A 26,416-nucleotide genomic window follows, 5' to 3' on the forward strand; every position below is an offset into this window, starting at 1 on the left:
AATTATAAAAAAACTGTCATCAAATCATCAAATTTCGATGATGTAATGAAAAATAAAAAACTCCAAAATTTGCAAAAAGCTTGCTGATCGACCTTTATCAGCAAGCTTTTTTCTTTTCATAAATAAAAAGGCTACCTGTGTAGCCTTTCATATTCACATTAAATCATAAGATCATATTAGTCTTGAGGCTTAGGCAATGGGATATATTGCGACTGCGCATTTAGTTGGGTTTTTCTCTCTCCAACTTTTACTTGCATGCTCTGTTGCTTACCATCTCGTTCAATCACCAGATCAATTACACTTTGTGGTGCTTGCAGTGCAACATAGTTGATTAAATGTGAGGCTGAAGTAATTTGCTCATTATTGACTTGAATAATTTTATCGCCGCGTTTTACACCTGCCGCATCTGCTGGACCATCACGCAAGACATCAGCAACAACGACTCCAACAGGTTTCGCAGTCAATACGTCCTCATCCATCGTATTAGGAATTAAGCTAATACCTAACCAACCACGAACAACACGACCATCTTTCAAAATTGAATTTAATACTTGCTGACAAATTTTCGCTGGAATTGCAAAACCAATCCCTAATGAACCGCCTGATTGAGAGAAAATCGCAGTGTTTACGCCGATTAAATTCCCCGCAACATCAATTAATGCACCGCCTGAATTACCAGGATTAATCGCCGCATCAGTTTGAATAAAGTCTTCATAGGTATTGATACCTAAATCTGAACGACCTGTCGCCGAAATAATCCCTTGCGTCACTGTTTGTCCCACGCCAAATGGATTACCAATTGCAAGTACAACATCGCCAACTTCATTACCACTGAGTTTAAACGGTAGAACAGGAAGCTTGTCTAACTCAATTTTAATCACAGCTAAATCAGTATCAGGATCTGTACCAATGACTTTCGCTTCAGCACGACGACCATCATGCAATGCCACCACAATATGCTCTGCCTGAGCAATCACATGGTTATTCGTTAGAATATAACCATCTGCACGAACGATAACACCTGAACCTAAACTATTTTCATTTTGAGGCTGTTGAGGGGCTTGATTACCAAAAAATTCACGAAATACAGGATCACTCAACAAAGGATGATTCATCTGTTTCACTTTCTGAGTGGTAAAGATATTCACCACAGCAGGCGCAGCAACTTTTACGGCAGCACTATACGAAACCACCCCACCTGTTCGAGTTGTATCAATCAGAGGTTCAACCTTTTCAGCAGGCATTTTGACGCCATCAGCAGCGACTGTTGGTTTCGGCTGATGTGATTTCTGCCAAGCCAGAAAACTAAATATAACAACAACGAGTAAAACCCAAGGTAACCATGTAAATGCACGGCGCACGTTTATTATCCTCTAGGCAAAATTATGTTATGGACAAGTTTATTTATTGAAGAAGAACAACAACTTTCAGTTATTGTAAAGTAAATTGATTTAAAGCAATGTAAAAGTTAAAAAAGTTTTGTCTAGCTTTAGTTACATTTAAAAATATGCTTTTATTAAGCTGAATCTATAAATGTCATCCAGTTGAGGAATCGTATGGCAAATTTGCATGATATTGTGCAATGGTGTAATCAAACTTTAAAAGTTAGTGAGTTTAAAGATTACGCACCCAATGGCTTACAAATTGAAGGCACGCCTGAGGTAAATAAAATAGTCTGTGCTGTTACAGCCTCAGAAGATGCAATTAATGCAGCTATTGCGCAGCAAGCAGATGTCTTACTTGTCCATCATGGTTACTTTTGGAAAGGTGAAGCCTACCCTATTACAGGTATGCGTGGTAATCGAATCAAAAAATTAATTCAGAACAATATCTCTTTGATCGCCTACCATTTACCTTTAGATGCACACCCAGTACTCGGAAATAATGCAGCGATTGCTGATTTAATCGGTTTAAAAAACTTAGAAGCATTAGATTCATCTGAAAAACATCCGATTGGAAACATTGCTTATTTAGAGCATGCACTTAGACCTGAACAATTCAAAGCAAAGTTACAGGCTATTTTTGATTTTAATGTGATTCATTTGCCGAGTGAGAAAACTCAAATCCAAAAAGTAGGATTTTGCACAGGCGGCGCTCAAGATTTTATCAATAAAGCAGCAGAAAAAGATTGTGATGCTTATATTTCTGGCGAAGTCAGTGAGCGTACTTTTTATGAAGCCAAAGAATTAGGGGTTCATTATTTTGCCTGTGGTCATCATGCAACTGAACGATATGGCGTACAACGCCTTGCTCAAGCAATTACAAATCAGTTTGCTGTAGAAACTATCTATTTCGAACTAAATAATCCGATTTAATAGAATTGACGAATCCGATTTTATTTATCGTTTTTAATTGAACCTTTATTGTATATCGTTCTTTAAAAGACTGCCCTATTATCTTTGGAATCATTTACAATAGAGCCACTTAACGTAAAACCCAGCAATTGCAAGGATTGGAACATGACAACCATTACTTTACCTGCACTTCCGTATGGCTATGATGACTTAGCGCCACACATCACTCGCGAAACTTTAGAATACCATCACGATAAACATCACAATACTTATGTTGTTAACTTAAACAACCTAATCAAAGGCACTGACCTTGAAGGTAAAACTTTAGAAGAAATCATCAAAGCTTCTGCTGGTGATGCTTCTAAAGCAGGTATCTTTAATAATGCTGCACAAGTATGGAACCACACATTCTATTGGAACAGCATGAAGCCAAATGGTGGTGGTAAACCAACTGGCGCAATCGCAGCTAAAATCGAAGAAGCTTTTGGTAGCTATGAAAAATTTGCTGAAGAATTTACTGCTGCTGCAACAACTCAATTTGGCTCAGGTTGGGCTTGGTTAGTTGCTGATGAAGTAAATGGTAAATTATCAATTACTAAAACTGCAAACGCAGATACTCCGCTTGCTCATGGTCAAGTTGCAGTATTAACAATCGACGTTTGGGAACATGCTTACTACATCGACTTCCGTAACTTACGTCCAAAATACATCGCAACTTTCCTAGAAAGCCTAGTGAACTGGGACTATGCAAATGCAAAACTTGCTGGTCAACCAGCAGGTGTTGAGAAATAATTTTTATTTCTTGAATAAAAACTGCCCACTTCGGGCAGTTTTTTTATAATTAAAAATTAAAAAGCATATTTATCAAGCAAACGATTCATTTTATTTATTATTCTTATTGACGCATCTGAAATTCACCCCTAAAATGCGCATCAGATTCTCCAATAGCTCAGTCGGTAGAGCGACGGACTGTTAATCCGCAGGTCCCTGGTTCGAGCCCAGGTTGGAGAGCCAATCTACTATTCTTCCATAGCTCAGTCGGTAGAGCGACGGACTGTTAATCCGCAGGTCCCTGGTTCGAGCCCAGGTTGGAGAGCCAATCTACTATTCTTCCATAGCTCAGTCGGTAGAGCGACGGACTGTTAATCCGCAGGTCCCTGGTTCGAGCCCAGGTGGAAGAGCCAAGATTCTAAAAACCCATATCATTGATATGGGTTTTTTTATATTAAACACAATGCATACCTTTAAAAATATATGGTCTTATCATAATGCGTCTTATATCGCCAGAAACTGCACCAAAATTTCAACTTATAGATAGCCATGGCAGAGTAGTTCGACTAGACTCAGGTAAACGCACTTTACTTGCATTTTTTCGTGATACAAACTGTCCTTTTTGTAATTTTAGAATTTTCCAATTAACACAACATTATAAAAAACTTTCGGATGAAGGCTTAGAAATCATTGCATTTTTTTCATCAACACATGAAGAAGTCAATGAATTTGTAAGAAAACGCCCTCGCCCTTTTACGATCGTCGCCGATCCTGAAAATATCGCCTATCAAGCTTATGGTATTGAACGATCAATGGCACGCTCTGCTTATAGCGTTTTTCGACATTTCGTCTCATGGGTTTTAGGCATCAAAATAATTGGGGCTGAGGGTTTAAAAAAGAATCTACAAAATCCAAGTGATATTATGCCAGCAGATTTTTTAATTGATGAGCAAGGTTATATTATTGAAACATATTACGGTTCTGATGCTAGCGACCACATTCCATTTGAAAATATTTATAAATTTTTAAATGCTGATCAGAACCCTAAGTAGTCTACAACACCTCGTGTTTAATTGATTTATGCAAAAATGGCGTGTTTAGCGACTAGGCACACCGCTATGGAAACGGAACGTATCATCTGGCGTTAAAATTAGATTCTTTTCCACTGCACGAATATGCTCAATCCGTTGCTGGATCGTCTCTTCTGGATCTTTAAGTTTCGCCGTTTTTGCAACATCTAAAGCTAAAGCCAAATAGTCCTCAAAATGACGAGATTCAGACTTAAGTAAGTAGCGGTAGTAACGCCCCAGCTCATCGTCTACAACAGGTGCCAGCGCATAGAAGCGCTCACATGAGCGTGCTTCGACAAATGCGCCAATAATCATGACATCAATCAATGCTTCAGGCTCATAGGTACGGATTTCTTTACGCAATCCACCTGCATAGCGCCCTGCACTCAAACCCTTCCACTCTTGGCCACGTTTGTTCATGAATTCCAAAACCTGCTCATAATGCAGCATTTCTTCACGCACCAATTGCGCCAATTTCACTTGCAGATCTGTAAAAAAGCTATAGCGGAACATCAAATTCATGGCAGTACTTGCCGCTTTTTTCTCACAGTTAGCATGATCTTGCATTAATACATCAAGATTATTAACAGCTTCATCCAACCATGCTTGAGGAGTACTACAACCCAAAAACTCGATTACAGGCTGCATCAACTCATCATAATTTACACTACTCATCAACTTATCTCGCAGCAGCCTGAATCGCTGCTTTCATATCTGTTACTGCTTGAGCCAGACCAACGAATACACTATCAGCAATAATCGAATGACCAATGTTGAGTTCATAAATTTCTGGAATTGCTGCAATTGCTGCCACATTATCCAAATTCAAACCATGCCCAGCATTGACAACCAAACCTTTAGCTGCTGCATATTCAGCACCTTTGATAATACGAGCTAATTCAGCTTGTTGCTGCTCATCTGTCTCGGCATCAGCATAAGCACCCGTATGGATTTCAATGGTGGGTGCACCACATGCGACAGCTGCGTCAATTTGTGCCAAATCTGCATCGATAAACAAAGACACATCACTGCCAATCGCTTTCAGTGCTTCAGTTGCCGCCTTCACTTTTTCAAAATGCCCAATCACATCCAATCCACCTTCGGTGGTCACTTCTTGACGACGCTCAGGTACAAAGCAAACATGCTGAGGTTGAATCTCTTTGGCAAACGCAACCATTTCATCAGTTACCGCCAATTCCAAATTCATACGTGTTTTTAATAATGGACGCATACGACGTACATCATCATCTTGTATATGACGGCGATCTTCACGCAAATGTAAAGTAATCCCCTCAGCACCAGCCTGTTCACACAACAAAGCAGCCTGAACTGGATCAGGGTAAGTTGTACCACGTGCTTGTCTTAATGTCGCAACATGATCAATGTTTACACCTAAGATTGCAGCCATAAAAAATATCCTATCGGTTTAGCCCTGAATCATTATTTTCAATACATCAGGAATATCAAGTTTGTGTACTTTGAATCCAAAGTTGACGGCTTTTGAGCGGTCGATCACCCAACAAGGAGCTAATCATTTGACGGTATAGTTTACCCAATAATTGCAATTGTTCGTGAGAAAAATCCTGCCCATCTTCATAACTTTGCATTGAAGCAATCAACATACCATCAAGTGTTGAACGCGAGGCTTGTGAAACTGGCAGAAAGCCATCATTGAGCTGAAATTGATAATGCTGGTTGACCTGAATGTCTTGTTGACTCGCATCTGTTGAGAAATCAATAGCGTAGCCAAGTTCCACCAATAATACATGCTCAAATTGACGCAAAATCTGCCGAAGAAATACAGCAGCTTGTTCGTGTGTCGCCAATTGCTGTAATAGCACTAAAATCAACTGATATTGTTCAAATGTTTGCGGCATCATCTCTTCTAAGGGACATAGTCGCAATAGAATTTCATTTAAATAAAAACCGGCAAAAAATGCATCACCATGAAAAAATACAGGTTGATTCAGAATTTCCAGTTTTGTAAAGTTTTTTAGTTCAGATTTGCCTGTGGCTTGCAGACGAATAGGCTGATATTGCGGCGGTGGGGTCTGTCTTAGAATCCCATCCACCCGCCCATATTCTTGTGTAAATAAATGCACAATATGGCTTTTTTCACGATATTTACGATGATGAATCAAATAACCATGTAGGACTTCATTGCGCATCATAGTACGAGACTAGTCCTTCTTTTTCTCATCCTTTTCTTCATCATCGCCATCGGGAATCACTGCGCCAACAACCGCAGCAGTTCCTTTAACAACACCTTTAGTGGTCTTATAAGCAACTTTAACAGGTACAGTCACAAGCTTGTGAATACAGCCTTGTAACATGAATACACATGTCACAATCGCGAATATACGAATTGTTGTTTTCATACCTGTTTCCGTTATCTTAAATGCGATTAAATATCGCTATAACCCAAGCTTTTGAGTGCACGCTCATCATCAGACCAACCACCTTTGACTTTCACCCAAAGCGTTAGCATAATTTTTTGCTCAAACATTTTTTCCATGTCTGTACGTGCATCCATGCCAATGCTTTTCAACTTCGCACCCTTGTCGCCAATCACAATTGCTTTTTGCCCTTGGCGTTCTACAAAAATGGTCGCATCAATATATGTACATGGCGGCTTTAAACGACCTGTTTTTTCATTTACGGCTTCTTCTTCAGTTTTAAATGATTCAATTTGAACCGTTAAATCATATGGCAGTTCTTCACCTAACTGACGCATAATTTTCTCACGAATGATTTCACTCGCAAGGAAACGCTCAGAACGATCAGTAATCTGATCTAATGAATACAAAGGTGGTTGATACGGCAGATATTTTTCAATCGTGTCACGTAAATGATCTAAATTCGCACCACGCAATGCTGAAACTGGAACAATTTCAGCAAAATTCATGAGCTTGGCACGCTCTCGAATCAGCGGTAAAGCTTCATTTTTATTTTCGAAAGTATCTAGCTTATTGATCACGAGGATCACAGGCATCTCTGCATTTTTAAGCTTTTCCAAAACCAATTCATCATTTTGAGTCCACTTTTGTGCATCAACCACAAATAAAACCAAGTTCACATCACGCAATGCAGAATGTGCGGCACGGTTCATCATCTTATTGATGGCACGTACTTCTTTCTTATGCATCCCAGGCGTATCTACAAATACCGCCTGTGATTTCTCACGTGAATCAATCCCCACGATCTTATGACGTGTGGTTTGTGGTTTACGTGAAGTAATCGATAGTTTTTGACCTAGGATATGATTCATCAAAGTTGACTTACCCACGTTTGGGCGACCAACAATTGCAACAAAACCGCTTTTAAAATCTGAAGGAATTGTTGTTCCTTGAGAACTAAAAAATTGATCAATTAGATTATTGCCATCTTGCTGTTCAGTTGCTTCTGGCTTATTTTCTTCTGAATGAGACATCAGGTTATTGCTCCAATAATTTTAAAATCTCTGCCGCTGCCGTTTGTTCGGCAAAACGACGACTTGAGCCCTCGCCTATAATTTTTGGCAATCCCGCTACATCACATTCCACTTTGAAATGTTGATTAGGGGCATCACCCTGAATATCTACAACCTCGTAAACTGGGAGAGGTTTTTTACGTGCTTGTAAATACTCTTGCAAACGTGATTTAGGGTCTTTCAGTTGATCTGTCGGTTCGATATGATCAAGATATGGCTCATACCATTTTAACACAATGCGTTCGAGCAAGTTGAGATCATTACTGTCTAAATAAATAGCACCAATAATGGCTTCAACCGTATCAGCCAAAATCGATTCACGGTGATGTCCACCTGATTTTAACTCGCCAGTGCTTAAAATTAATGACCGACTGAGTTGCAAATCATTTGCGATTTTTCCTAATGCTTCCTGTCGAACCAAAGTCGCACGCATTCGCGTTAAACGACCTTCATTTTCCAACGGATAGGTATTGTACAAATAATTTGCAACGATCATTCCTAATAATGCATCGCCTAGAAATTCTAGGCGTTCATAATTATGTTTATGGCTGACCGAGCGATGGGTCAAAGCCAGTTTTAACAATTCAAACTGTTTAAACTGGTAACCTATTCGACCTTGCAGCCGTGTATCATTGAGTTTGGTTTGCAGATTTTTGGTCAAAAGTCTTCTCAAAATTCATCACTAAACTAATATTCAGCATGAAAGGCTTCCGCACTTCATACTTTTTCATTACAACTAAATCATCTTTATAAGTAACTTCAGCAATATCCTTGAAATGTATATCACGAATATTATTCATCTCTAAACGTTGATCCATCTGAGTATAAAATTTACTTGGTGTAATATTTCCAGGACTTTCTTTCAACAAAGCTATTATCTGATTATCAATAATTTTGTCATCCCAATAGGCAGGCCAAATTGCAATGACTGCTTTAACGGTAATAGCAAAAAAAATCACTCCGAATAATATCGCGATATAGGATGCCCCTTGTTGAGATTTACGCATCTTTATACTTCCTATGTATTTTTATTTAGTTAATCTTACCATTACGATTGAAACTTGGCAGGTTAAAACCAGGTTCTTTATGCATCCAAACATAAAAAGCACGACCTGTTAAATTTGCTTCAGGGACAAATCCCCAAAAACGACTGTCCGCACTTTGATCTCGATTATCACCCATTGCAAAATACTGTCCTTTTGGCACAGTTACTTCCCAATCCTGCCCATTACTTTGAATAAAAACATTATTTTCTTTGGCAACAAATGGAACGAGTGCATCAGCTCCACGTAACTTTGCAAATTGAAATTGTTCTGCTAAAGGATTACGACCATCTAAATAACGAATTAAATGCTGGTGTTCACCTAATGTTTCTTTAAAGTAATAAACTGTAGGAGTTTCTAATTGATCTTTATCACGTTTAAATTCAGTTGCTACTTTAGCAATTTGCTTTCCGTTAATAATTAATTGACCAGCCTTAAACTGAATGTGATCGCCTGGCAAACCCACTACGCGCTTAATATAGCTAATGGTTGGTTGGGGTGGATAACGAAATACGATGACTTCACCACGTTTTGGCTCACCTACATCAATTACTTTTGCATTTACAATCGGTAAGCGCACACCATAATCAAATTTATTTACTAAAATAAAATCACCTGTTTCCAAGGTGGGCACCATAGAATCAGATGGAATATTAAATGGTTCATATAAGAAAGAACGAAGGATTAAGACTACTGCTAACACGGGCCAAAAATCATATGCCCACGTTATAACAAAATTTTCCTGATCACGCCCTTTATTTGCACGTTGTTTTAGTACAAATTTATCGAGTAGCCACACTAAAAAAAAAATCAGTGTAACTGGTACCAGAATCAAATTAAAATCAAAATCCACACGCCCTCTCCCGCAGCCTAGCTGCTCGTTTTGCAGCTAGGTAAATTTATTTACCTAGCCTCTCTCTTTTTATCTATCCACTTTCAATACAGCTAAGAACGCTTCCTGAGGAATTTCAACACTTCCTACTTGTTTCATACGTTTCTTACCTTCTTTTTGTTTCGCAAGAAGTTTCTTCTTACGCGAAACGTCACCACCATAACATTTTGCCAATACGTTCTTACGCATGGCTTTTACGGTAGAGCGTGCAATAATTTGTGCACCAATTGCTGCTTGAATTGCAACATCATACATTTGGCGTGGAATCAAATCTTTCATCTTCTCAACCAACGCAATACCACGATGACGCGCATCTTGACGGTGACAAATCATAGCTAAGGCATCGACCTTTTCACTATTAATTAACACGTCAACCTTAACTAATGATGAACTCTCAAAACGTACGAAGTTGTAATCTAAAGATGCAAAACCACGTGAACAAGATTTCAACTTATCAAAGAAATCCATGACCACTTCTGCCATAGGAATTTCAAAAGTGATTGAAACTTGATTACCCAAAAATTTCATATCTTTTTGAACACCACGACGTTCAATACACAAGGTCATGACATTACCTAAATATTCTTGTGGCACAAGAATATGACACTCTGCGATCGGTTCACGTAAATCTTCAACTGTTGAACCATCTGGCATTTTCGACGGGCTGTCGATATAAATGATGTCACCTTTTTTGGTGAGCGCTTCATAGATTACTGTCGGTGCAGAGCTAATCAAATCAAGATCATACTCACGCTCTAAACGCTCTTGTACGATTTCCATATGTAGCATGCCCAAGAATCCACAACGGAAACCGAAGCCTAAAGCATCTGAACTTTCTGGTTCAAAGAATAATGCTGAATCGTTAATTTGTAATTTTTGTAGTGCTTCACGGAATGGTTCGAAGTCACTTGAATCAATTGGGAAAAGACCCGCATAGACCTGTGGTTTAACCTTTTTAAAACCTGGTAAAATAGCAACATCTGGTGTGTTTGACAAAGTAATCGTGTCACCTACAGGCGCACCAAAAATATCTTTAATCCCAGCAATAACGAAGCCAACTTCACCAGCTTCCAAAATATCGGTTTCAGTATGTTTAGGGTTGAATACACCCACAGACGTTACAGGATGAGCTTGCCCTGTAGACTTCACCAACATTTTATCGCCCTTACGGATACGACCTTGCTTGATACGCACGAGAGAAACAACGCCAAGGTAATTATCAAACCATGAATCGATAATTAACGCTTGTAATGGCGCATCACGATCACCTTCTGGTGCAGGAATGACATCGACTAAACGCTCTAATACACCTTCAACACCTAAACCTGTTTTCGCTGAACACGTCGGTGCATCTGTTGCTTCAATCCCGATAATTTCTTCAATTTCGTGAATGACACGCTCAGGTTCAGCTTGAGGTAAATCAATCTTATTTAAGATCGGTAAAACTTCTAGACCTTGCTCGATCGCCGTATAGCAGTTCGCTACAGATTGTGCTTCAACACCTTGCGCGGCATCGACGACTAAAAGCGCACCTTCACATGCCGCCAAAGAACGTGACACTTCATAAGAAAAGTCGACGTGCCCTGGAGTATCAATAAAGTTTAATTGATACTCTTGACCATTTGGATGCGTGTAATACAAAGTAACGGATGCCGCTTTAATGGTAATCCCTCGCTCACGCTCAATCTCCATAGAGTCTAATACTTGAGCTTGCATCTCACGATCTTGTAAGCCACCGCACATTTGAATAAATCGATCTGCCAAGGTTGATTTACCATGGTCAATGTGAGCAATAATCGAGAAATTACGTATATTTTTGATATCTACGGATTTTTTAGCTTGCGCCATGGGTTACCTTAACAAAATAGAATGCTCGAAACTTATGACAAGTCATGAGCCAAAGCGGTTTAACAAAATTGTTGGGGATTATAGCAGAACAGCATTTCAAAGTATTCAAAATAATTACCCCATCAAAGCCTCTAGATGGTGATTTCAGCCCTTCGATTTACTCATATAAAGTTGAAAAATTCATCGGATTTAGATCCGATCCAATCGGTTGGTAGGCATGAGTAAAACTCGGTGACATACGCTTTGGACGACCTGTTGTAATTTCAATACACGCCCATTTGGTATTGCCTACGAATAAAATACTTTGATCCTTTGGGCGGTAAAATGCGTACTGACGAAAGGAATAGAGCGCATTAATATCATCTAACCATGTCCGCAAGATAACTTCTTCACCTTCAAGTGCTGCTTTCCGATACTGAACATGATGCTCTACCGCCACCATTGCATGTTTGAGTTCTAAATATTGAGCTAGACCTAAACCTAATCTTTCGATATGGGCTGCTGCGACATCTTGCATCCACTGAATATACATGACGTTATTGACATGACCTAAAACATCAATATGTTCAGGTTGTACAGTTATTCTCAAATCAAAAATAGTACTCATAAACCTACTTATTTCGTCAATCCAAGCTCAGTCGCATACACTAATCTAAACACTTATACATTACAAAATAAAAACCACCCTATTTCAGGGTGGTTTTAAAAAAACTAACAATAACTTAAGGCAAACGTAAACCTAAAATTGCACGCTGACCTTGGCGAATAATAGCTACTCGAGCAACACTATTTTTTGGTAGAGCTGCCATTGTTTTTACAAACATTTGACTATTTAAAATAGGTGTACCATTAACTTGAAGGATAACATCACCTGCAACAATGTTTGATAATGATGCCAAGCTACCGCGTTTAACATCCTGCACCAATATCCCACCACGGACATCCAATTTCGCTTGCTCTTCAGGCGTTAAATTACGAATGCTCATTCCTAGACCACTGGTTGGATTGTTTTTATCCTCAGCGGCTGGCGTATCATCTGGTGCAGTACCTAAAGTTGCTGAAATAGTGCGGACTTTATCGTCACGTAATACTTCTAATTGAACAGTCTGACTAGGTGCTACGCGATTTAATACATTTAACAAATCGCTAGTACGGGAAATAGAAGAACCATTAATTTTTAAAATCACATCACCCGATTTTAAACCTGCTTTTTCAGCAGGAGACTTTGGCGTAACTTGATTGATTAGTGAACCTTCTGGTTTTGGCAGTTTGTACGCTTCTGCAAGGTTGCGATCAATATCTTGCAACATCACACCAAGATAAGAACGAGTCACTTTACCATTGGTTTTCAGCTGTTGGACTACATCCATCGCGACATCAATCGGAATCGAGAATGACAAACCCATATAACCGCCAGTACCGCTAAAGATACGCGAGTTCACACCAACCACTTCACCACGTTGGTTAAATAACGGACCACCTGAGTTACCAGGGTTTAATGCAGCATCTGTTTGAATGAACGGTACTGACGTTTCACCACTCATATTTCGAGATTTAGCGCTCACAATCCCTGCTGAAGCAGAATAGTCAAAGCCAAAAGGCGAACCAATTGCTAAAACAGGCTCACCAACTTTTAACTGGTTTACATTACCAATTTTTAATTCTGGGAAATTTGCACCATTTACTTTAAGCACAGCAACATCAGTGCGCTCATCACTCCCCACCAAAGTTGCATCAAGTTCACGTCGATCGTTTAAAGTAATACTGATACGAGACGCATTTTCAATCACATGGTGGTTTGTAACGAGATAACCATCTTTACTAATAAAAAACGCACTACCGTATGCAGTTTTTTCTTGTGGCCCTTGTTGTTGAGGAATAATGACTTGATTACCAAAAAAACGTCGTAAAATTTCAGGCACTTGTTGCTGCAACAACTCTTCCTGAGTCATCTTTTTTACAACATTGACACTCACAACAGCAGGACTCACCTGCTCTACGAGATTCGAAAAATCTACTGGTGAGGCTGCGTTAACTTGTACAGCAGCAACCGTAAATACCGCAGCATACATTCCTTGTTGTAAATAGCGACTTTTCATGAAGTGAGAACCTACGTACTAATGATCTATAGAATATTAAGATTATGTTTGTATCATAACCCAACTGTAATCTTCGTAAAAATATGTTGATATTTTCAATGCATACAACGATGTAGCATATTGAAATGTGAATAAATTATGGAGAAAGTCTCCATGATTTATAAGCTTATTAACGTTTTATCGTGGGCAGCTTAATATTAGATTAAAATGATGTATTGAATACTTATCCTTGTTAGACTTTAAGGTGATTGACAATTCATATCAGTAAAAATTGTTTACATTCGCTAAAAAATCGTTCAATTCTAGGCAGATTGGCACTTGCCTTTTTTGTTAAAAAGCGTTGTCATTAGCGAACGTTTAAAACTGAAGCAGATCGACATGCCTGATTTAAAAACAATTCACCATTTTGACGTGATAATTGTGGGCAGTGGCGGTGCAGGTTTAAGTCTTGCACTCTCTTTACCGAGTCATTACAACATTGCCATTTTAGCAAAAGCTGAGCTCACAGAAGCCAGTACTTTTTATGCTCAAGGTGGTGTTGCTGCGGTCTTAGACGAGACTGATTCAATTCAACAACATATTAATGACACTATGATTGCAGGCGGACATCTTTGTGAGTTGGACGCCGTGAAACATACAGTCGAAGGTGGCAAGCCTTCTGTTGATTTCTTATTGAAGCAAGGTGTTCAATTCACTTTAGATGATGATGAGCAATTACACCTCACTCGTGAAGGTGGTCATTCACAACGCCGTATCATTCATTCTGCTGATGCAACAGGTAAAGCAATTTCAACCACGCTTGTTGAACGTGCTAAAGAACGAAAAAATATTACAATTTTTGAAAATTATATTGCGATTGACCTCATCACATTACATAAGCTTGGTCATCAAGACAAAAATAATCGTGCGATTGGTTTATATGCATTAAATGAAAAAACAGAACAAGTTCATACATTCTTAGCCCCTTTCACAGCTTTGGCCTGTGGTGGTGCAATGAAAGCTTATCTCTATACTTCTAACCCGGACATTGCAACCGGTGATGGTATCGCGATGGCTTATCGAGCTGGTTGTCGTGTTGCCAATATGGAATTTAACCAATTCCATCCAACTTGCTTATACCATCCCCAAGCTCGTTCCTTCTTGATTACAGAAGCCATGCGTGGTGAAGGTGCTTATTTACGTTTGCCTGATGGTGAACGTTTTATGTTACGTCTTGACGAACGTGCTGAACTTGCGCCACGTGATATTGTTGCACGTGCGATTGACTATGAAATCAAACGTCTTGGTATTCGCCATGTTTGGTTAGACATCACACATAAATCACCTGAATTTATCACTGAGCACTTCCCTACGCTTTACGCACGCTTACTCGAACTTGGCATTGATATTACCAAAGATATGATTCCTGTTGTTCCAGCAGCCCACTATACCTGTGGTGGTGTCGTTGTAAATGAGCATAGCCAAACTGACTTAGACGGTTTATATGCCATTGGTGAAACATCTTATACAGGTTTACACGGTGCAAACCGTATGGCGAGCAATTCACTTCTCGAATGTTTCGTGTATGGCATGAGTGCAGCAGAAGATATTCAAAGCAAGCATAATATTAGCTTTGAATTTCCAGATGTACCTTCTTGGGATGAATCCCAAGTGACTGATGCCGATGAAGATGTTGTCATCTTACAAAACTGGGATGAATTGCGTTCAACTATGTGGAACTATGTGGGTATTGTTCGCACCACTAAACGTTTACAACGTGCCTTACACCGCATCGAAATGCTGAAACGTGAAATTAACGAATACTATCAAGGCTACCGTGTCAGTAAAAACCTGATTGAGTTGCGTAACCTAGTTCTAGTTTCTGAAATGATTGTACGTTGTGCGATGGAGCGTAAGGAATCTCGTGGTTTGCATTACACGCTGGATTATCCAGAACTCTCAAACGAGATTCGCAAGACAGTGCTAACACCACCAAACTTTAAGGTGGAACAACCATTGGTGAATGAATGATAAAATTAAGGCTAAAGATGCTTACTTATACATCTTTAGCCTCCAAAATTATTCATAAATTCGAGCAGCCATAAGCATTTCTGCAAAGGTTTTCCAATCAGGTTGAGCTAAACGGTCAACCTGATCTGTATTTTTATAATATCCGTCCATATCTTCAGTCCATGAAGCTAAAGCATCAAGAAAATCAGACAGATTAATATTCTCCCAATTGTTTGGATCATCTATAAAGTTCTGACGTAATTTCTTAATAAAAATCGCGAGTTCAGTATGACTAGATATCGCATCAATTGCCTTATCTAAATGATAGCTATCATGATCTTTATTCATTAGAACTGGCCTATTTCAAATATTGCAAAGCATCTTCAAACACAACATCCGCATTCTGTGTTGCATCCAAACGCTTCATCCGTTCAGGTTCTGCTTGCCACAAAGTCTCATAACCCTCACGAACTTTAGCAAAGAAACTTAATTTCTCTTGCTCAAAACGATCCAATGCCCCACGCTCTCTCGCACGCGTCATGCCCAGCTCAATCGGGGCATCTAGCCAAAAGGTAATATTCGGCATTTTCGCGACAAAAGTTTGATTTAACAATTGCAACTTTTCCTGACTTAAACCACGTCCAGAACATTGATAAGCAAAGCTGGCATCGGTAAAACGATCACTCAACACAATCTTCCCTGCCGCTAATGCAGGTAAGATCACTTGTTGTAAATGTTGCGCACGTGCTGCATAAATCAATAACAACTCAGTATCATGACTCATTTGTTCTTCGTGATTCACTGCTAATAATAAAGAGCGAATCTGTTCAGCTAATGGCGTTCCACCCGGTTCACGGGTCAAAACGACTTCTTTACCTTGCTGTTCAAAGTACTGATGAATTTTACGAATAAGCGTCGTTTTCCCTACACCTTCCGTACCTTCAAAACTAATAAACATCATTCATCCTACTTTTGCTTTGCACGTAACGCAGTTAAATATTCTTGAACTGCACGATTATGATCTTCTAAAGAAGCTGTAAATTTATGCCCACCATTACCTGTCGCAACAAAGTAAATATTTTTAGCGTCATCTGGATGCATCGCTGCTTCAATTGCTTTTTTACTTGGTAATGCAATCGGAGTTGGCGGCAAACCATTGATCGTATATGTATTATAAGGCGTTGGTGTCCGTAAATCATTGCGAGTGATATTCCCCTTATAATTATCCCCCATACCATAAATTACAGTTGGATCAGTTTGTAAGCGCATACCGATTTTTAAACGACGTACAAACACACCTGAAACTTGTTCTAGTTCGCTATCTAAACTGGTTTCTTTTTCAATAATCGAAGCCATGATTAAAGCTTGATATTTATCGTTATATGGTAAGTTCGGTGCTTTTTTTGCCCAAGCTTCATCTAATGATTTCATTTGGCGACGATATAAATCCGTTAAGATTTTCTTATCTGTTTCGCCCTTGGCAAAGAAATAAGTATCTGGTGCAAATAAACCTTCAGGATGTAAATAAGGAATATCTAAAGCTTTTAATAATTGGTCTTGTGGTAGATCTAAAATAGTCTTGCTAACATTCGGATCTTTCTTTAAATTCTGTAGTAATTGTTTAAAGGTTGTCCCTTCAATCACCAAAATACGATTCATCTGTGCATTTTCAGCGTCAGACAACATATCAAGCACTTGACGAACACTCATCCCTTTATTGATTTCATACACACCAGCTTTCAAACTGTCATGAATCATAAATTTTTGATAAATCTTTAAAATAATAGGGAAATTAACTTTGTTTTCTTTGGCTAGATGATCAATAAATTTTGAGTAAGTATCCCCCGAAGAAATGACCAGAACCTGCTTTTTCCCTTCGACTGGATAGTTCTTAAATAAGCTTGCCCAAAGCATACCGAATACGAGCAAAAGAAAGACAACGATTACAATCAATAAGGCTTTGATAGAAAACTTAGACTTCGGTTGAGCTTTTGGCTTTTTCTTTGTTTTGGCTGGGGTCATTGGTGGCTTTGGCATATTAATCAATCTGGCTAAGTTTCAATGTTTCAAATAAATCAAGGTAGGGTTGCTGCTCAAAAGCCCGACCATTAAATCGAATAACCGCTTTCATCGGATGTAAAGCGTTGCAGAAAAATAGACTTTGAATACGTTCAATATCATTAATCTCTACACAACCTTGCTCACACTCAATGTTGTATTGTTGCATTCGAGACAAAATCTTGGCGCGCATGACGCCGTGGACGCCATTATAACGAAGTTCTGGTGTAATCCATCGATCATTTATACGAATAAAACAATTACTGCTCACCCCTTCTACAATATAACCTTGTACATCGGTTACCAATGCTTCAAGCCACTCCAGGTGGTCAGCTTCCTGCTTTAATAACACTTGTTCTAAACGGTTTAATGTTTTTAGACCCACTAAATGGGGCATGTTTAAACCTAGAGCATGGTTTAACACCCCACTCTCAATCCACTCTGGTTGAAAAACTTGCATGACTTTAGGGTAATACCAAACATAAACATCAGCAGCATGTAGCGGCAGACTGTATCCTCGATCTCCCTCGCCCCGACTAATCACGATTTTTAAAGTGCCATTCAAGGTAAAATGCTGTTGTTGTAGTTGTGCTAAGGATCTATCTATGACCGATAAATCCACATCAAGACTTAATCTTTGGCAAGCCAATGCCAAACGAGCAAAGTGTAATTGTTTGAGTTCAAAACGATCTTGAAAAATTCGTGCAGTGGTAAAACAACCATCTCCATAATGGAAGGCTCGATCTAACAATGGGATCGAATCAATCAATTGTCCATTTTTATAACACTGCATGATCAAAAATTCAGTCTCAAACACATCGTCATCATACCTTGAAACATAATCTTCGGAAAAGCCAGATCACAGAAACCTAGCCAGATTTATCATGATTGAGAATCTGATGGTTTATAAACAACTCAAATAAGCAGAGGTATGCAAAACAACTCCCACCAATCGACCTCAACTAATTTTTTAAATAAACATTCAAAACTAAATGCTTTTAACATAATGATTTTCTAGCTATAAACCAATCTATTATCAAAAAATCAGCATAACTTATCTCTTTTTTATATTTCTTTTTTATTCATATTAAATTCGATTTTAATTATTTTTTTTGCAAAAAAACTGACGTTATGCTGCATCCATATTCCAAACAATGATTGAAGGTTTGTTGATACAGACCAATTTAAGGGGTTCTCATGCGTTTATCTCAAATTAAAGTCGGTGTTATTGCCGCATTACTCTCAGTTTCTTCATTTGCAGCACAAGAATTTTTAAATGTGTCTTATGATCCAACTCGCGAACTGTATACAGATTTCAATAAACAGTTCGGCGCTTTTTGGAAACAGCGTACAGGACAGGATATTGAATTTAAACAATCTCATGGTGGTTCAGGCAAACAAGCTCGTGCAGTCATTGATGGTTTAAATGCTGATGTCGTAACACTAGCACTTGCTGCGGATATTGATGAAATTGCAGAAAATGCAAAATTGCTTCCAGCAGATTGGCAGAAGAAATTACCAAATAACTCTACCCCTTACACCTCAACGATTGTTTTCCTTGTGCGTAAAGGCAATCCAAAACAAATCAAAGACTGGGGTGATTTAGTTAAACCAGGTGTAGAAATTATTACGCCAAACCCGAAAACATCGGGTGGCGCACGTTGGAACTATTTAGGTGCTTGGGCATGGGCAAAACACCAAAAAGGTGGTAACGATGCTAAGGCACAAGAATTTGTTCGCCAAATTTACAAACAAACCAAAGTACTTGATTCAGGTGCACGTGGCGCAACCACTACATTTGCTGAACGCGGCATCGGTGATGTGTTACTGGCTTGGGAAAATGAAGCATTCCTCGCAGTACGTGAACAACCAGGTAAATTTGAGATCGTTACACCTTCGCTTTCAATTCTCGCTGAGCCACCCGTTGCAGTGGTAGAAAAAAATGCTGAGAAAAAAGGTAATTTACAAATCGCTCGTGGCTATTTGAACTACTTATATTCTCCAGCGGGTCAAGAAATTGCAGCACGTAACTTCTATCGTCCTCGTAATGCAGCTGTTTTAAAGAAATACAGCACCACATTTAAACCTCTTAAGCTTGTCACGATCGATAAAGAGTTTGGTGGTTGGACAAAAGTACAAAAAACTCATTTTGATAATGGCGGTATTTTCGATCAAATCGTCAAGATCAACAGCACAGGCAAATAGAATCCCTCCCAACCTCCCTTTTTTAAAGGGAGGAGCTTCATAAATCAAATGACATATTTAAGATTTATGAAGTCCCCTCCATTGGGGTTAGGTAGAGATTATCAGGAGAATAGACATGATTCATACCGTAATTGTTCCCGGTGTTGGCGGTAGCGAAGCACAGCATTGGCAGTCTTGGTTACAACAACAACTCGTGTCTAGCTCTCGCGTTCAACAGAAAAACTGGGATCGTCCAGTATTAAGTGAATGGGTTGCCCAATTTGTCAAAACCGTTGCAGCTGTTAAAGCACCCATACAAATTGTTGCTCATAGCTTTGGCTGTTTAACCAGTGTTGCTGCACTTGCAGAACATCCAGAATTAAGCGAAAAAGTAAAGAACTTAGTTTTGGTTGCACCTGCAAATCCTGCACGATTTGGCGAAGCGGGCTTTGCTCGTCACAGCTTGACTGATTACAAACAGTATTTCCATCAGCTCAATATTGATGTGCCAACCACTTTATTGATTAGTGAAAATGATCCTTGGTTAGCTTATGTCGACGCACTACAACTGGCACAAGCTTGGAAACTGACACCCATCAATTTGGGGCAAGTAGGTCACATTAATGTGGCATCTGGATTTGGCCCTTTTCCAGACATCCTTAATTACATGTTGCCTGAAAAAAAACTGCAACCTGTAACTCGAATGCGTCAGACAAATTTTAATTTGAAATTTGCCTGACTGGTCATTGAATTGGCGACTCTCCTTATTTTTAGTTTTAGCGTTATTTATTTGCTTGCTTTAGCAAACATTTCTCTTTGAGGAAATATCATGTCGCAGCGTTCCCGAGTGCTGCCTGGGTTTGGTCTCTCTTTGGGCTTCACCCTCGCTTATGTGTCTTTTATCGTACTTATTCCTTTATCAGCTGTATTTATCAAATCTTTAGGGATTGGATGGGATGGATTATGGGAAATTTTAACATCAGAACGAATTTTAAAATCGTTACAACTCAGCTTTAGTGCCGCATTGATTGCGTCTTTAGTCAATGTAATCTTTGGCATACTACTGGCTTGGTGCTTGGTTCGTTATAATTTTCCAGGTAAAAGAATTGTCGATGCTTTAGTCGACCTACCTTTTGCTTTGCCCACTGCTGTCGCAGGGATTGCATTAACTTCGTTATATGCGCCTACAGGTTGGATCGGTCAATATCTTGAACCTCTAGGAATTCAAGTGGCTTACACCCCTATTGGGATTACGCTTGCCTTAATCTTCATTGGTTTACCGTTTGTGGTACGTACCGTACAACCTGTTTTGAGCGACATTGAAACTGAATTAGAAGAAGCAGCTTCTGCACTTGGTGCAAATCGCTGGCAGACCATTACCAAAATCATTTTACCCATCCTATTCCCCGCACTATTAACAGGTTTTGCTTTGGCATTTGCTCGTGGTGTCGGTGAATATGGCTCCGTTATTTTTATTGCAGGCAACCAACCCTATAAGACTGAAATTGCCCCCCTCATGATCATCTCTCGTTTAGAAGAATATGATTATGCTGGAGCGACAACGATTGCTGTCGTGATGCTTGTTCTCTCTTTTGCCATCTTATTCTTAATTAATTTAGTACAAGCATGGGCAAGCCATCGTACGGGGAGAACTGCACAATGAGTTTAAATAACAATAGCAATGCTTTAGCCGTGAAGTTGCAGTCTCGCGATTCAACCCGTGAACCAACATGGGTCCGTTATACCTTAATTAGCATTGCACTGATTTTCTTCCTAAGTTGCTTGATACTGCCACTCATTTTGGTTTTTGTTGAAGCATTTAAACAAGGTCTTTCAGTTTACATCAATGCCTTAACTGATTCTGACACCCTGTCGGCAGTCAAACTAACCTTATTGACAGCAGCGATTGCTGTGCCGATTAATGTGATTTTTGGTGTAGCGGCTGCTTGGGCTGTGGCTAAATTTCAATTCCGTGGTAAAGCCATCTTAACCACCATTATTGACATGCCATTCTCAGTCTCCCCTGTAATTGCAGGTTTAATGTTGGTTCTGATTTTTGGTTCACAAGGTTGGGTTGGCGGTTGGTTAATGGATCACGATGTTAAAATCCTGTATGCCGTACCTGCCATTGTCTTAGCCACTATTTTTATTACGGTTCCTTTTGTTGCTCGTGAATTAATTCCACTCATGGAAGCACAAGGGACCGAAGAAGAAGAAGCTGCGATTGTACTCGGTGCTTCAGGTTGGCAAACCTTTTGGAAAGTGACCCTACCAAATATTAAATGGGGTTTGATTTACGGCGTCATTCTATGTAATGCCCGTGCAATGGGTGAGTTTGGTGCGGTGTCTGTGGTTTCAGGACACATCCGTGGTGAAACCAATACCCTGCCGTTACACGTCGAGATTCTTTATAACGAATATACCTTTAGTGCTGCATTTGCTGTGTCTTCGTTACTGGCATTTTTAGCGATCATTACTTTGATCTTGAAAACTTGGTTAGAAATACGCCAAGACCAAGCAAATGAACATCAACCGAATCACTAAGGAATGAACACATGAGTATTCAAGTTAAAAATATTGAAAAACACTTCGGTGCATTCCATGCACTCAAAAATATCTCTTTAGACTTTCCTGAAGGTGAATTAGTTGCTTTGCTTGGACCTTCAGGCTGTGGAAAAACAACATTATTACGCATCATTGCGGGTTTAGAATCTGCTGATCATGGTCAGGTTCTTCTTGAAGGTGAAGATGCGACCAATATCCATGTTCGTGAACGTCAAGTCGGTTTTGTATTTCAGCACTATGCATTATTTCGCCATATGACTGTGTTTGATAATATTGCTTTTGGTTTACGCGTTCGCCCACGTGCAACTCGTCCATCAGAAGCCGAAATTAAAAAACGTGTCACGCGCTTATTAGATTTGGTTCAACTGGGTTTCTTAGCTGATCGTTACCCTGCTCAACTTTCAGGTGGACAACGTCAACGTATTGCACTAGCACGCGCCCTTGCCGTAGAACCACGTGTTTTATTACTCGATGAACCGTTTGGTGCACTTGATGCCAAAGTTCGTAAAGAACTACGTCGTTGGTTACGAACCTTACATGATGAACTACACATCACATCAATTTTTGTTACCCATGACCAAGAAGAAGCCTTAGAAGTTGCGGATCAAATCATCGTCATGAACAAAGGTGATGTTGAACAAATCGGTTCACCTCGTGAAGTGTATGAAAAACCTGCAACCCCCTTTGTTTTTGATTTCTTAGGTCAAGCAAATCGTTTTGAAGGTGAACATACAGGCGGTATTATCCGTATCGGTGATGATCGCATTCAATTACCGACATCATTGGAAGCACCGCAAGGAAAAGTGATTGCATTTGCACGACCAAATGAATTACATATTCATACCCGACCTCAAGAGAATACGATTGAGGCAACGTTTATACGTGAGGTCTGGATTGCGGGCAAAGTCATTGCGGAATTACAAGATCGCAGTGGGCGTACCATTGAGATTTTACTTAGTGTAGAAGAAGCAAATTTACATCAATTTAGACCAAATCAAACCGTCTGGATTAGTGCGGCTCAACTTCATTTATTTGCAGACCAAACGACTCAAGTTGCTTAGAATAATATCTTGAGGGCGGTTAAATAAATTTGATCGTTCCTCATCTTTTATGTGGAAAAATTATTATGAACTTTCAACAACTCAGAATTATTCGAGAAACTGTTCGCCAAAACTTTAATTTAACTGAAGCTTCTGCGGCACTTTATACCTCCCAATCTGGTGTCAGTAAGCACATTAAAGATTTAGAAGATGAATTGGGTGTACAGCTCTTTGTACGCAAAGGTAAACGTTTACTTGGTTTGACTGAACCCGGTCAATCCTTATTAAGTATTGTGGAACGTATGTTGGTCGATGCTGACAATATTAAACGTCTAGCTGATGACTTTAATAAAGTTGATGAAGGTACATTAACGATTGCAACCACGCATACCCAAGCACGGTATGTTCTTCCACCGATTGTGAATCAATTTAAAAAATTATTTCCAAAAGTACATTTGGTTTTACAACAAGCGAGTCCTGTTGAAATCGCAGAAATGCTACTCCAAGGTGAAGCAGATATTGGTATCGCAACTGAATCTTTGACAACGGAAGAGAACTTAGCAAGCGTACCTTATTATGAATGGCACCATAGTATCATTACACCGAAAGACCACCCTTTGACTAAGTTAGATAAAATTAGTTTAGATGTATTAGCCGAATATCCATTAATCACATATCACGGTGGTTTTACAGGACGTTCAAAAATTGATAAAGCCTTTGAAGATGCACATTTACATGCAGACATCGTAATGTCTGCCCTCGATGCCGATGTGATTAAAACCTATGTTGAATTGAATATGGGGGTCGGTATTGTCAATGATGTCGCCTATGACAATGATAAAGACTACCGTTTAGAACAATTAAAAACTGATGTTTTTGGAGTGAATACAACATGGATTGCTGTGCGTAAAGGACATCTTTTACGTGGCTATGGTTATGAGTTTATTTCTTTATGTTCGCCAAAAACAAACATAAAAGAACTTAAAAAAGTGGCTTATCCAGAAGAATAAATCAAACAAAATGAATGGCTTTACTATTGACCATTTATTTTGACCTTAAATCTGAGCATAAAAAAACGAGCTTTAAGCTCGTTTTTTTATGTAGAGTTGGTGGATTAGAACTTAAAGCTCACACCCACTTTAGCCACTGGCATCCACTCATATTTACTTTTGTTAGCAATTTTGTCTTGCTCATCAGCAACCGCCTGATCAATCGGCTTAGCTCCAGTAACACCTTTTAAGTTGTAAGCATCAAGTTTTACATCAGGGTTACCTGTGTAGTAGGCACCAACCTCACCAAACAAACCAATATTTTTATACACTGGTGCATTCAAACCTAAACCGACATAAGGCGCGATGTTATTTTTATATGACATTTTGCCACGTACACCACCCTCTTGCCCAGCATTAACAACTTCATAATCATTGTTGTCAATTGTTAAAGTACGACCTGATGATGTACGTTTCTGAAGATCATAATCATTATCAAGATACCCCACACCTGCTGCTACATAAAGCGAACGAGCGAACGCATTTTGACTCGCACCCCATGGATAAAGTTCAGCATTTAAATATGTGTTGTTATTCTCCATATCAAGATCATATTTGGTGCCATCAATTTTGACATCATCAGACCATGAAATATCACCACCATTATAACCAAGACTTAAACCTACATAAGGATTAACACGGTAAGAAATTGCACCACCGTAACCTGTTGTACCGACCTCAGCACGAACTGAAACTGGATTTAAATAAGAAGGGAATGCATAAACCGATTCCTTCACAACTTGCTCATCAGCTGCAAATGTAGAACCTGCAATTACTGTTAAAACACTCGCTGCTAACACAACACGCAAAGCTTTCATTGATGTCTCCTCAAAAATGCTCTTATTAAATATAATTGTTTCTGTATACGCATCATAAAAGATCGACAGATAACTTTTTATACAGAAACTGATTACTTTTTGTTATTTTTTGATACAAATTAAGGATAATTGTATAATTAAAAATTATAGATAAAAAACAACACACTCCAAGTTTATTACAATCTTATTGCTTATATTTAAAACAATTTATTGTAACGACTTTTTTCAAAGATTCTTGTGTCAAATTAGTGTAAAATCTCGGAAATTTATTTTTGGAAGAATGAAGATCATGTCTCAGCTTTCTACAATCATCGAGCAAGCCTTTGAAGACCGTGCAAACTATAGTGCAGCAGATTGCCCTACTGAAATTCGTCAAGCTGTTGAACAAGCATTAACGGGTTTAGACAATGGTACACTTCGTGTCGCTGAAAAAATCGATGGTGAGTGGGTTGTTCACCAATGGCTAAAAAAAGCTGTTTTACTTTCATTCAAACTGAATGACAACCAGCCAATCGAAGCATGTGATCTACAGTTTTATGACAAGGTTGCAACAAAATATTCAGGTTGGACTGAAGAACAATTTAAAGCTGCTGGTGTACGTGTTGTACCACCTGCTGTTGCTCGTCGTGGTAGCTTCCAAGCGAAAAATGTCGTATTGATGCCATCGTATGTCAATATTGGTGCTTATGTAGATGAAGGTACCATGGTTGATACATGGGCAACTGTGGGTTCATGTGCTCAAATCGGTAAAAACGTTCATTTATCTGGTGGCGTTGGTATCGGTGGCGTACTCGAACCATTACAAGCAAATCCAACGATTATTGAAGACAACTGCTTCATCGGTGCTCGTTCAGAAATCGTTGAAGGTGTGATTGTTGAAGAAGGTTCAGTGATTTCAATGGGTGTCTTCATTGGTCAATCAACTAAAATCTTTGATCGTGAAACTGGTGAAATCCACTATGGTCGCGTACCAGCAGGTTCAGTCGTTGTTGCAGGTAGCCTTCCATCAAAATGTGGTACTTACAGCCTTTACGCTGCAATTATCGTGAAAAAAGTTGATGCGAAAACACGTGCAAAAACTAGCTTGAACGATTTATTACGCGCAGACTAATTTATAACGTTTCTCGGAGTCTCATCGCTCCTCGTCTCTACGATCAGCTATGGTCGTAGAGATTTTGTTTTTTATGTACTTGCTGCTTATGTAGCAACTGTTTGTGGTAACTATTT

Annotated in this window: 28 protein-coding genes and 3 tRNA genes; 14 read left to right on the plus strand and 17 right to left on the minus strand. The window is 39.2% G+C overall.

Annotation, left to right across the window (positions count from 1 at the left end; all coding sequences use genetic code 11):
* Positions 1–176: 176 nt before the first annotated feature.
* Positions 177–1,361 carry a S1C family serine protease gene (locus tag O1449_RS09935; protein ID WP_269229987.1) on the minus strand — a complete coding sequence of 395 codons (1,185 nt, stop codon included), beginning with the start codon at positions 1,359–1,361 and terminating at the stop codon, positions 177–179.
* 195 nt (positions 1,362–1,556) lie between these two features.
* Between O1449_RS09935 and O1449_RS09940 the strand changes: the two genes are divergently transcribed.
* From O1449_RS09940 to O1449_RS09965, 6 genes are all read left to right on the plus strand, one after another.
* Positions 1,557–2,315, plus strand: coding sequence for a Nif3-like dinuclear metal center hexameric protein (locus O1449_RS09940; protein ID WP_269229986.1), 759 nt, complete (start codon positions 1,557–1,559; stop codon positions 2,313–2,315).
* A 144-nt stretch (positions 2,316–2,459) separates the two neighbouring features.
* Positions 2,460–3,086 (plus strand): superoxide dismutase, encoded by a 627-nt coding sequence (locus O1449_RS09945; protein ID WP_004652711.1) that lies wholly within the window; start codon positions 2,460–2,462, stop codon positions 3,084–3,086.
* 146 nt (positions 3,087–3,232) lie between these two features.
* Positions 3,233–3,308 (plus strand) — tRNA-Asn (locus tag O1449_RS09950).
* A 9-nt stretch (positions 3,309–3,317) separates the two neighbouring features.
* Positions 3,318–3,393: transfer RNA gene (locus O1449_RS09955), tRNA-Asn, on the plus strand.
* A 9-nt stretch (positions 3,394–3,402) separates the two neighbouring features.
* Positions 3,403–3,478 (plus strand) — tRNA-Asn (locus O1449_RS09960).
* 84 nt (positions 3,479–3,562) lie between these two features.
* Positions 3,563–4,117, plus strand: a complete 555-nt coding sequence (locus tag O1449_RS09965; RefSeq protein ID WP_269238213.1) for a peroxiredoxin family protein — start codon at positions 3,563–3,565, stop codon at positions 4,115–4,117.
* Positions 4,118–4,162: 45 nt separating this feature from the next.
* Here O1449_RS09965 and O1449_RS09970 read toward each other — a convergent pair whose 3' ends face one another.
* The 11 genes from O1449_RS09970 to O1449_RS10020 all read right to left on the minus strand — a co-directional run bounded on the left by O1449_RS09970 (position 4,163) and on the right by O1449_RS10020 (position 13,486).
* Positions 4,163–4,810 carry a tRNA-(ms[2]io[6]A)-hydroxylase gene (locus tag O1449_RS09970; protein WP_269238214.1) on the minus strand — a complete coding sequence of 216 codons (648 nt, stop codon included), beginning with the start codon at positions 4,808–4,810 and terminating at the stop codon, positions 4,163–4,165.
* Between the two features lie 4 nt (positions 4,811–4,814).
* On the minus strand, positions 4,815–5,543 hold the full coding sequence (gene pdxJ, locus O1449_RS09975; protein WP_269238215.1) for a pyridoxine 5'-phosphate synthase: 729 nt from the start codon (positions 5,541–5,543) through the stop codon (positions 4,815–4,817).
* A gap of 55 nt (positions 5,544–5,598) precedes the next feature.
* Positions 5,599–6,306: a DNA repair protein RecO gene (recO, locus tag O1449_RS09980; RefSeq protein WP_269229982.1), complete on the minus strand. Its 708-nt coding sequence runs from the start codon at positions 6,304–6,306 to the stop codon at positions 5,599–5,601.
* 9 nt (positions 6,307–6,315) lie between these two features.
* Complete coding sequence (locus tag O1449_RS09985; RefSeq protein WP_269229981.1) at positions 6,316–6,513, minus strand: NF038104 family lipoprotein; 198 nt, start codon at positions 6,511–6,513, stop codon at positions 6,316–6,318.
* A gap of 26 nt (positions 6,514–6,539) precedes the next feature.
* Positions 6,540–7,565, minus strand: a complete 1,026-nt coding sequence (era, locus tag O1449_RS09990; RefSeq protein ID WP_269238216.1) for a GTPase Era — start codon at positions 7,563–7,565, stop codon at positions 6,540–6,542.
* Positions 7,566–7,569: 4 nt separating this feature from the next.
* The gene (rnc, locus tag O1449_RS09995; protein ID WP_249569875.1) at positions 7,570–8,265 is read right to left on the minus strand and encodes a ribonuclease III; all 696 of its coding nucleotides are present in this window, start codon (positions 8,263–8,265) and stop codon (positions 7,570–7,572) included.
* Entirely contained in the window at positions 8,234–8,611 is a 378-nt protein-coding gene (locus O1449_RS10000; RefSeq protein ID WP_269238217.1) for a DUF4845 domain-containing protein, read from the minus strand. Before O1449_RS10000 ends, rnc begins: the two co-directional genes overlap by 32 nt.
* Before the next feature lie 25 nt (positions 8,612–8,636).
* Positions 8,637–9,500 (minus strand): signal peptidase I, encoded by an 864-nt coding sequence (gene lepB / locus O1449_RS10005; protein WP_004661246.1) that lies wholly within the window; start codon positions 9,498–9,500, stop codon positions 8,637–8,639.
* A gap of 69 nt (positions 9,501–9,569) precedes the next feature.
* Positions 9,570–11,387 (minus strand): translation elongation factor 4, encoded by a 1,818-nt coding sequence (lepA, locus tag O1449_RS10010; RefSeq protein ID WP_269229977.1) that lies wholly within the window; start codon positions 11,385–11,387, stop codon positions 9,570–9,572.
* 157 nt (positions 11,388–11,544) lie between these two features.
* Positions 11,545–11,994, minus strand: a complete 450-nt coding sequence (locus O1449_RS10015; protein ID WP_269238218.1) for an acyl-CoA thioesterase — start codon at positions 11,992–11,994, stop codon at positions 11,545–11,547.
* Positions 11,995–12,109: 115 nt separating this feature from the next.
* A complete protein-coding gene (locus O1449_RS10020; protein WP_005215282.1) occupies positions 12,110–13,486 on the minus strand; it encodes a Do family serine endopeptidase in 1,377 nt (458 codons plus the stop codon).
* A 372-nt stretch (positions 13,487–13,858) separates the two neighbouring features.
* On the opposite strand from O1449_RS10020, the gene nadB reads away from it, so the two are divergent.
* Positions 13,859–15,496, plus strand: coding sequence for an L-aspartate oxidase (gene nadB / locus O1449_RS10025; RefSeq protein WP_269239694.1), 1,638 nt, complete (start codon positions 13,859–13,861; stop codon positions 15,494–15,496).
* Positions 15,497–15,544: 48 nt separating this feature from the next.
* On the opposite strand, the gene O1449_RS10030 is transcribed toward nadB, so the two are convergent.
* Genes O1449_RS10030 through pabC form a run of 4 tightly spaced genes read right to left on the minus strand, consistent with a single transcriptional unit; the run spans position 15,545 to position 18,326 of the window.
* A complete protein-coding gene (locus tag O1449_RS10030; protein ID WP_269229975.1) occupies positions 15,545–15,823 on the minus strand; it encodes a DUF7660 family protein in 279 nt (92 codons plus the stop codon).
* Between the two features lie 10 nt (positions 15,824–15,833).
* Complete coding sequence (gene tmk, locus O1449_RS10035) at positions 15,834–16,433, minus strand: dTMP kinase (RefSeq protein ID WP_269239695.1); 600 nt, start codon at positions 16,431–16,433, stop codon at positions 15,834–15,836.
* A gap of 8 nt (positions 16,434–16,441) precedes the next feature.
* Positions 16,442–17,512, minus strand: a complete 1,071-nt coding sequence (gene mltG / locus O1449_RS10040; RefSeq protein ID WP_269238219.1) for an endolytic transglycosylase MltG — start codon at positions 17,510–17,512, stop codon at positions 16,442–16,444.
* A 1-nt stretch (position 17,513) separates the two neighbouring features.
* On the minus strand, positions 17,514–18,326 hold the full coding sequence (gene pabC, locus O1449_RS10045) for an aminodeoxychorismate lyase (RefSeq protein WP_269239696.1): 813 nt from the start codon (positions 18,324–18,326) through the stop codon (positions 17,514–17,516).
* A gap of 404 nt (positions 18,327–18,730) precedes the next feature.
* Between pabC and O1449_RS10050 the strand changes: the two genes are divergently transcribed.
* From O1449_RS10050 to O1449_RS10075, 6 genes are all read left to right on the plus strand, one after another.
* Complete coding sequence (locus tag O1449_RS10050) at positions 18,731–19,738, plus strand: sulfate ABC transporter substrate-binding protein (protein WP_269238220.1); 1,008 nt, start codon at positions 18,731–18,733, stop codon at positions 19,736–19,738.
* Between the two features lie 115 nt (positions 19,739–19,853).
* Complete coding sequence (locus O1449_RS10055) at positions 19,854–20,456, plus strand: RBBP9/YdeN family alpha/beta hydrolase (RefSeq protein ID WP_269238221.1); 603 nt, start codon at positions 19,854–19,856, stop codon at positions 20,454–20,456.
* 90 nt (positions 20,457–20,546) lie between these two features.
* Positions 20,547–21,380 carry a sulfate ABC transporter permease subunit CysT gene (gene cysT, locus O1449_RS10060; protein WP_269238222.1) on the plus strand — a complete coding sequence of 278 codons (834 nt, stop codon included), beginning with the start codon at positions 20,547–20,549 and terminating at the stop codon, positions 21,378–21,380.
* On the plus strand, positions 21,377–22,261 hold the full coding sequence (gene cysW / locus O1449_RS10065; RefSeq protein WP_269238223.1) for a sulfate ABC transporter permease subunit CysW: 885 nt from the start codon (positions 21,377–21,379) through the stop codon (positions 22,259–22,261). Before cysT ends, cysW begins: the two co-directional genes overlap by 4 nt.
* Before the next feature lie 11 nt (positions 22,262–22,272).
* On the plus strand, positions 22,273–23,343 hold the full coding sequence (locus tag O1449_RS10070; RefSeq protein WP_269238224.1) for a sulfate/molybdate ABC transporter ATP-binding protein: 1,071 nt from the start codon (positions 22,273–22,275) through the stop codon (positions 23,341–23,343).
* Between the two features lie 65 nt (positions 23,344–23,408).
* Complete coding sequence (locus O1449_RS10075; RefSeq protein ID WP_269229969.1) at positions 23,409–24,332, plus strand: CysB family HTH-type transcriptional regulator; 924 nt, start codon at positions 23,409–23,411, stop codon at positions 24,330–24,332.
* A gap of 104 nt (positions 24,333–24,436) precedes the next feature.
* On the opposite strand, the gene carO is transcribed toward O1449_RS10075, so the two are convergent.
* Positions 24,437–25,189 (minus strand): ornithine uptake porin CarO, encoded by a 753-nt coding sequence (carO, locus tag O1449_RS10080; RefSeq protein WP_269238225.1) that lies wholly within the window; start codon positions 25,187–25,189, stop codon positions 24,437–24,439.
* Between the two features lie 289 nt (positions 25,190–25,478).
* Between carO and dapD the strand changes: the two genes are divergently transcribed.
* Positions 25,479–26,300, plus strand: coding sequence for a 2,3,4,5-tetrahydropyridine-2,6-dicarboxylate N-succinyltransferase (gene dapD, locus O1449_RS10085; protein WP_269229967.1), 822 nt, complete (start codon positions 25,479–25,481; stop codon positions 26,298–26,300).
* Positions 26,301–26,416 lie beyond the last annotated feature (116 nt).

The sequence above is a fragment of the Acinetobacter sp. TR3 genome, from assembly GCF_027105055.1.
GTDB lineage: Bacteria > Pseudomonadota > Gammaproteobacteria > Pseudomonadales > Moraxellaceae > Acinetobacter.

Coding starts and splice junctions, on each gene's coding strand:
- pdxJ (WP_269238215.1), bottom strand. CDS start 5,543: ATGGCTGCAATCTTAGGTGTAAACATTGATCATGTTGCGACATTAAGA.
- O1449_RS10055 (WP_269238221.1), top strand. CDS start 19,854: ATGATTCATACCGTAATTGTTCCCGGTGTTGGCGGTAGCGAAGCACAG.
- cysW (WP_269238223.1), top strand. CDS start 21,377: ATGAGTTTAAATAACAATAGCAATGCTTTAGCCGTGAAGTTGCAGTCT.
- lepA (WP_269229977.1), bottom strand. CDS start 11,387: ATGGCGCAAGCTAAAAAATCCGTAGATATCAAAAATATACGTAATTTC.
- mltG (WP_269238219.1), bottom strand. CDS start 17,512: ATGCCAAAGCCACCAATGACCCCAGCCAAAACAAAGAAAAAGCCAAAA.
- carO (WP_269238225.1), bottom strand. CDS start 25,189: ATGAAAGCTTTGCGTGTTGTGTTAGCAGCGAGTGTTTTAACAGTAATT.
- O1449_RS10020 (WP_005215282.1), bottom strand. CDS start 13,486: ATGAAAAGTCGCTATTTACAACAAGGAATGTATGCTGCGGTATTTACG.
- O1449_RS09965 (WP_269238213.1), top strand. CDS start 3,563: ATGCGTCTTATATCGCCAGAAACTGCACCAAAATTTCAACTTATAGAT.
- cysT (WP_269238222.1), top strand. CDS start 20,547: ATGTCGCAGCGTTCCCGAGTGCTGCCTGGGTTTGGTCTCTCTTTGGGC.
- O1449_RS09970 (WP_269238214.1), bottom strand. CDS start 4,810: ATGAGTAGTGTAAATTATGATGAGTTGATGCAGCCTGTAATCGAGTTT.
- O1449_RS09945 (WP_004652711.1), top strand. CDS start 2,460: ATGACAACCATTACTTTACCTGCACTTCCGTATGGCTATGATGACTTA.
- O1449_RS09985 (WP_269229981.1), bottom strand. CDS start 6,513: ATGAAAACAACAATTCGTATATTCGCGATTGTGACATGTGTATTCATG.
- dapD (WP_269229967.1), top strand. CDS start 25,479: ATGTCTCAGCTTTCTACAATCATCGAGCAAGCCTTTGAAGACCGTGCA.
- tmk (WP_269239695.1), bottom strand. CDS start 16,433: ATGTTTATTAGTTTTGAAGGTACGGAAGGTGTAGGGAAAACGACGCTT.
- pabC (WP_269239696.1), bottom strand. CDS start 18,326: ATGCAGTGTTATAAAAATGGACAATTGATTGATTCGATCCCATTGTTA.
- O1449_RS10000 (WP_269238217.1), bottom strand. CDS start 8,611: ATGCGTAAATCTCAACAAGGGGCATCCTATATCGCGATATTATTCGGA.
- O1449_RS10070 (WP_269238224.1), top strand. CDS start 22,273: ATGAGTATTCAAGTTAAAAATATTGAAAAACACTTCGGTGCATTCCAT.
- recO (WP_269229982.1), bottom strand. CDS start 6,306: ATGATGCGCAATGAAGTCCTACATGGTTATTTGATTCATCATCGTAAA.
- era (WP_269238216.1), bottom strand. CDS start 7,565: ATGTCTCATTCAGAAGAAAATAAGCCAGAAGCAACTGAACAGCAAGAT.
- O1449_RS10030 (WP_269229975.1), bottom strand. CDS start 15,823: ATGAATAAAGATCATGATAGCTATCATTTAGATAAGGCAATTGATGCG.
- O1449_RS09940 (WP_269229986.1), top strand. CDS start 1,557: ATGGCAAATTTGCATGATATTGTGCAATGGTGTAATCAAACTTTAAAA.
- O1449_RS10050 (WP_269238220.1), top strand. CDS start 18,731: ATGCGTTTATCTCAAATTAAAGTCGGTGTTATTGCCGCATTACTCTCA.
- O1449_RS10075 (WP_269229969.1), top strand. CDS start 23,409: ATGAACTTTCAACAACTCAGAATTATTCGAGAAACTGTTCGCCAAAAC.
- O1449_RS10015 (WP_269238218.1), bottom strand. CDS start 11,994: ATGAGTACTATTTTTGATTTGAGAATAACTGTACAACCTGAACATATT.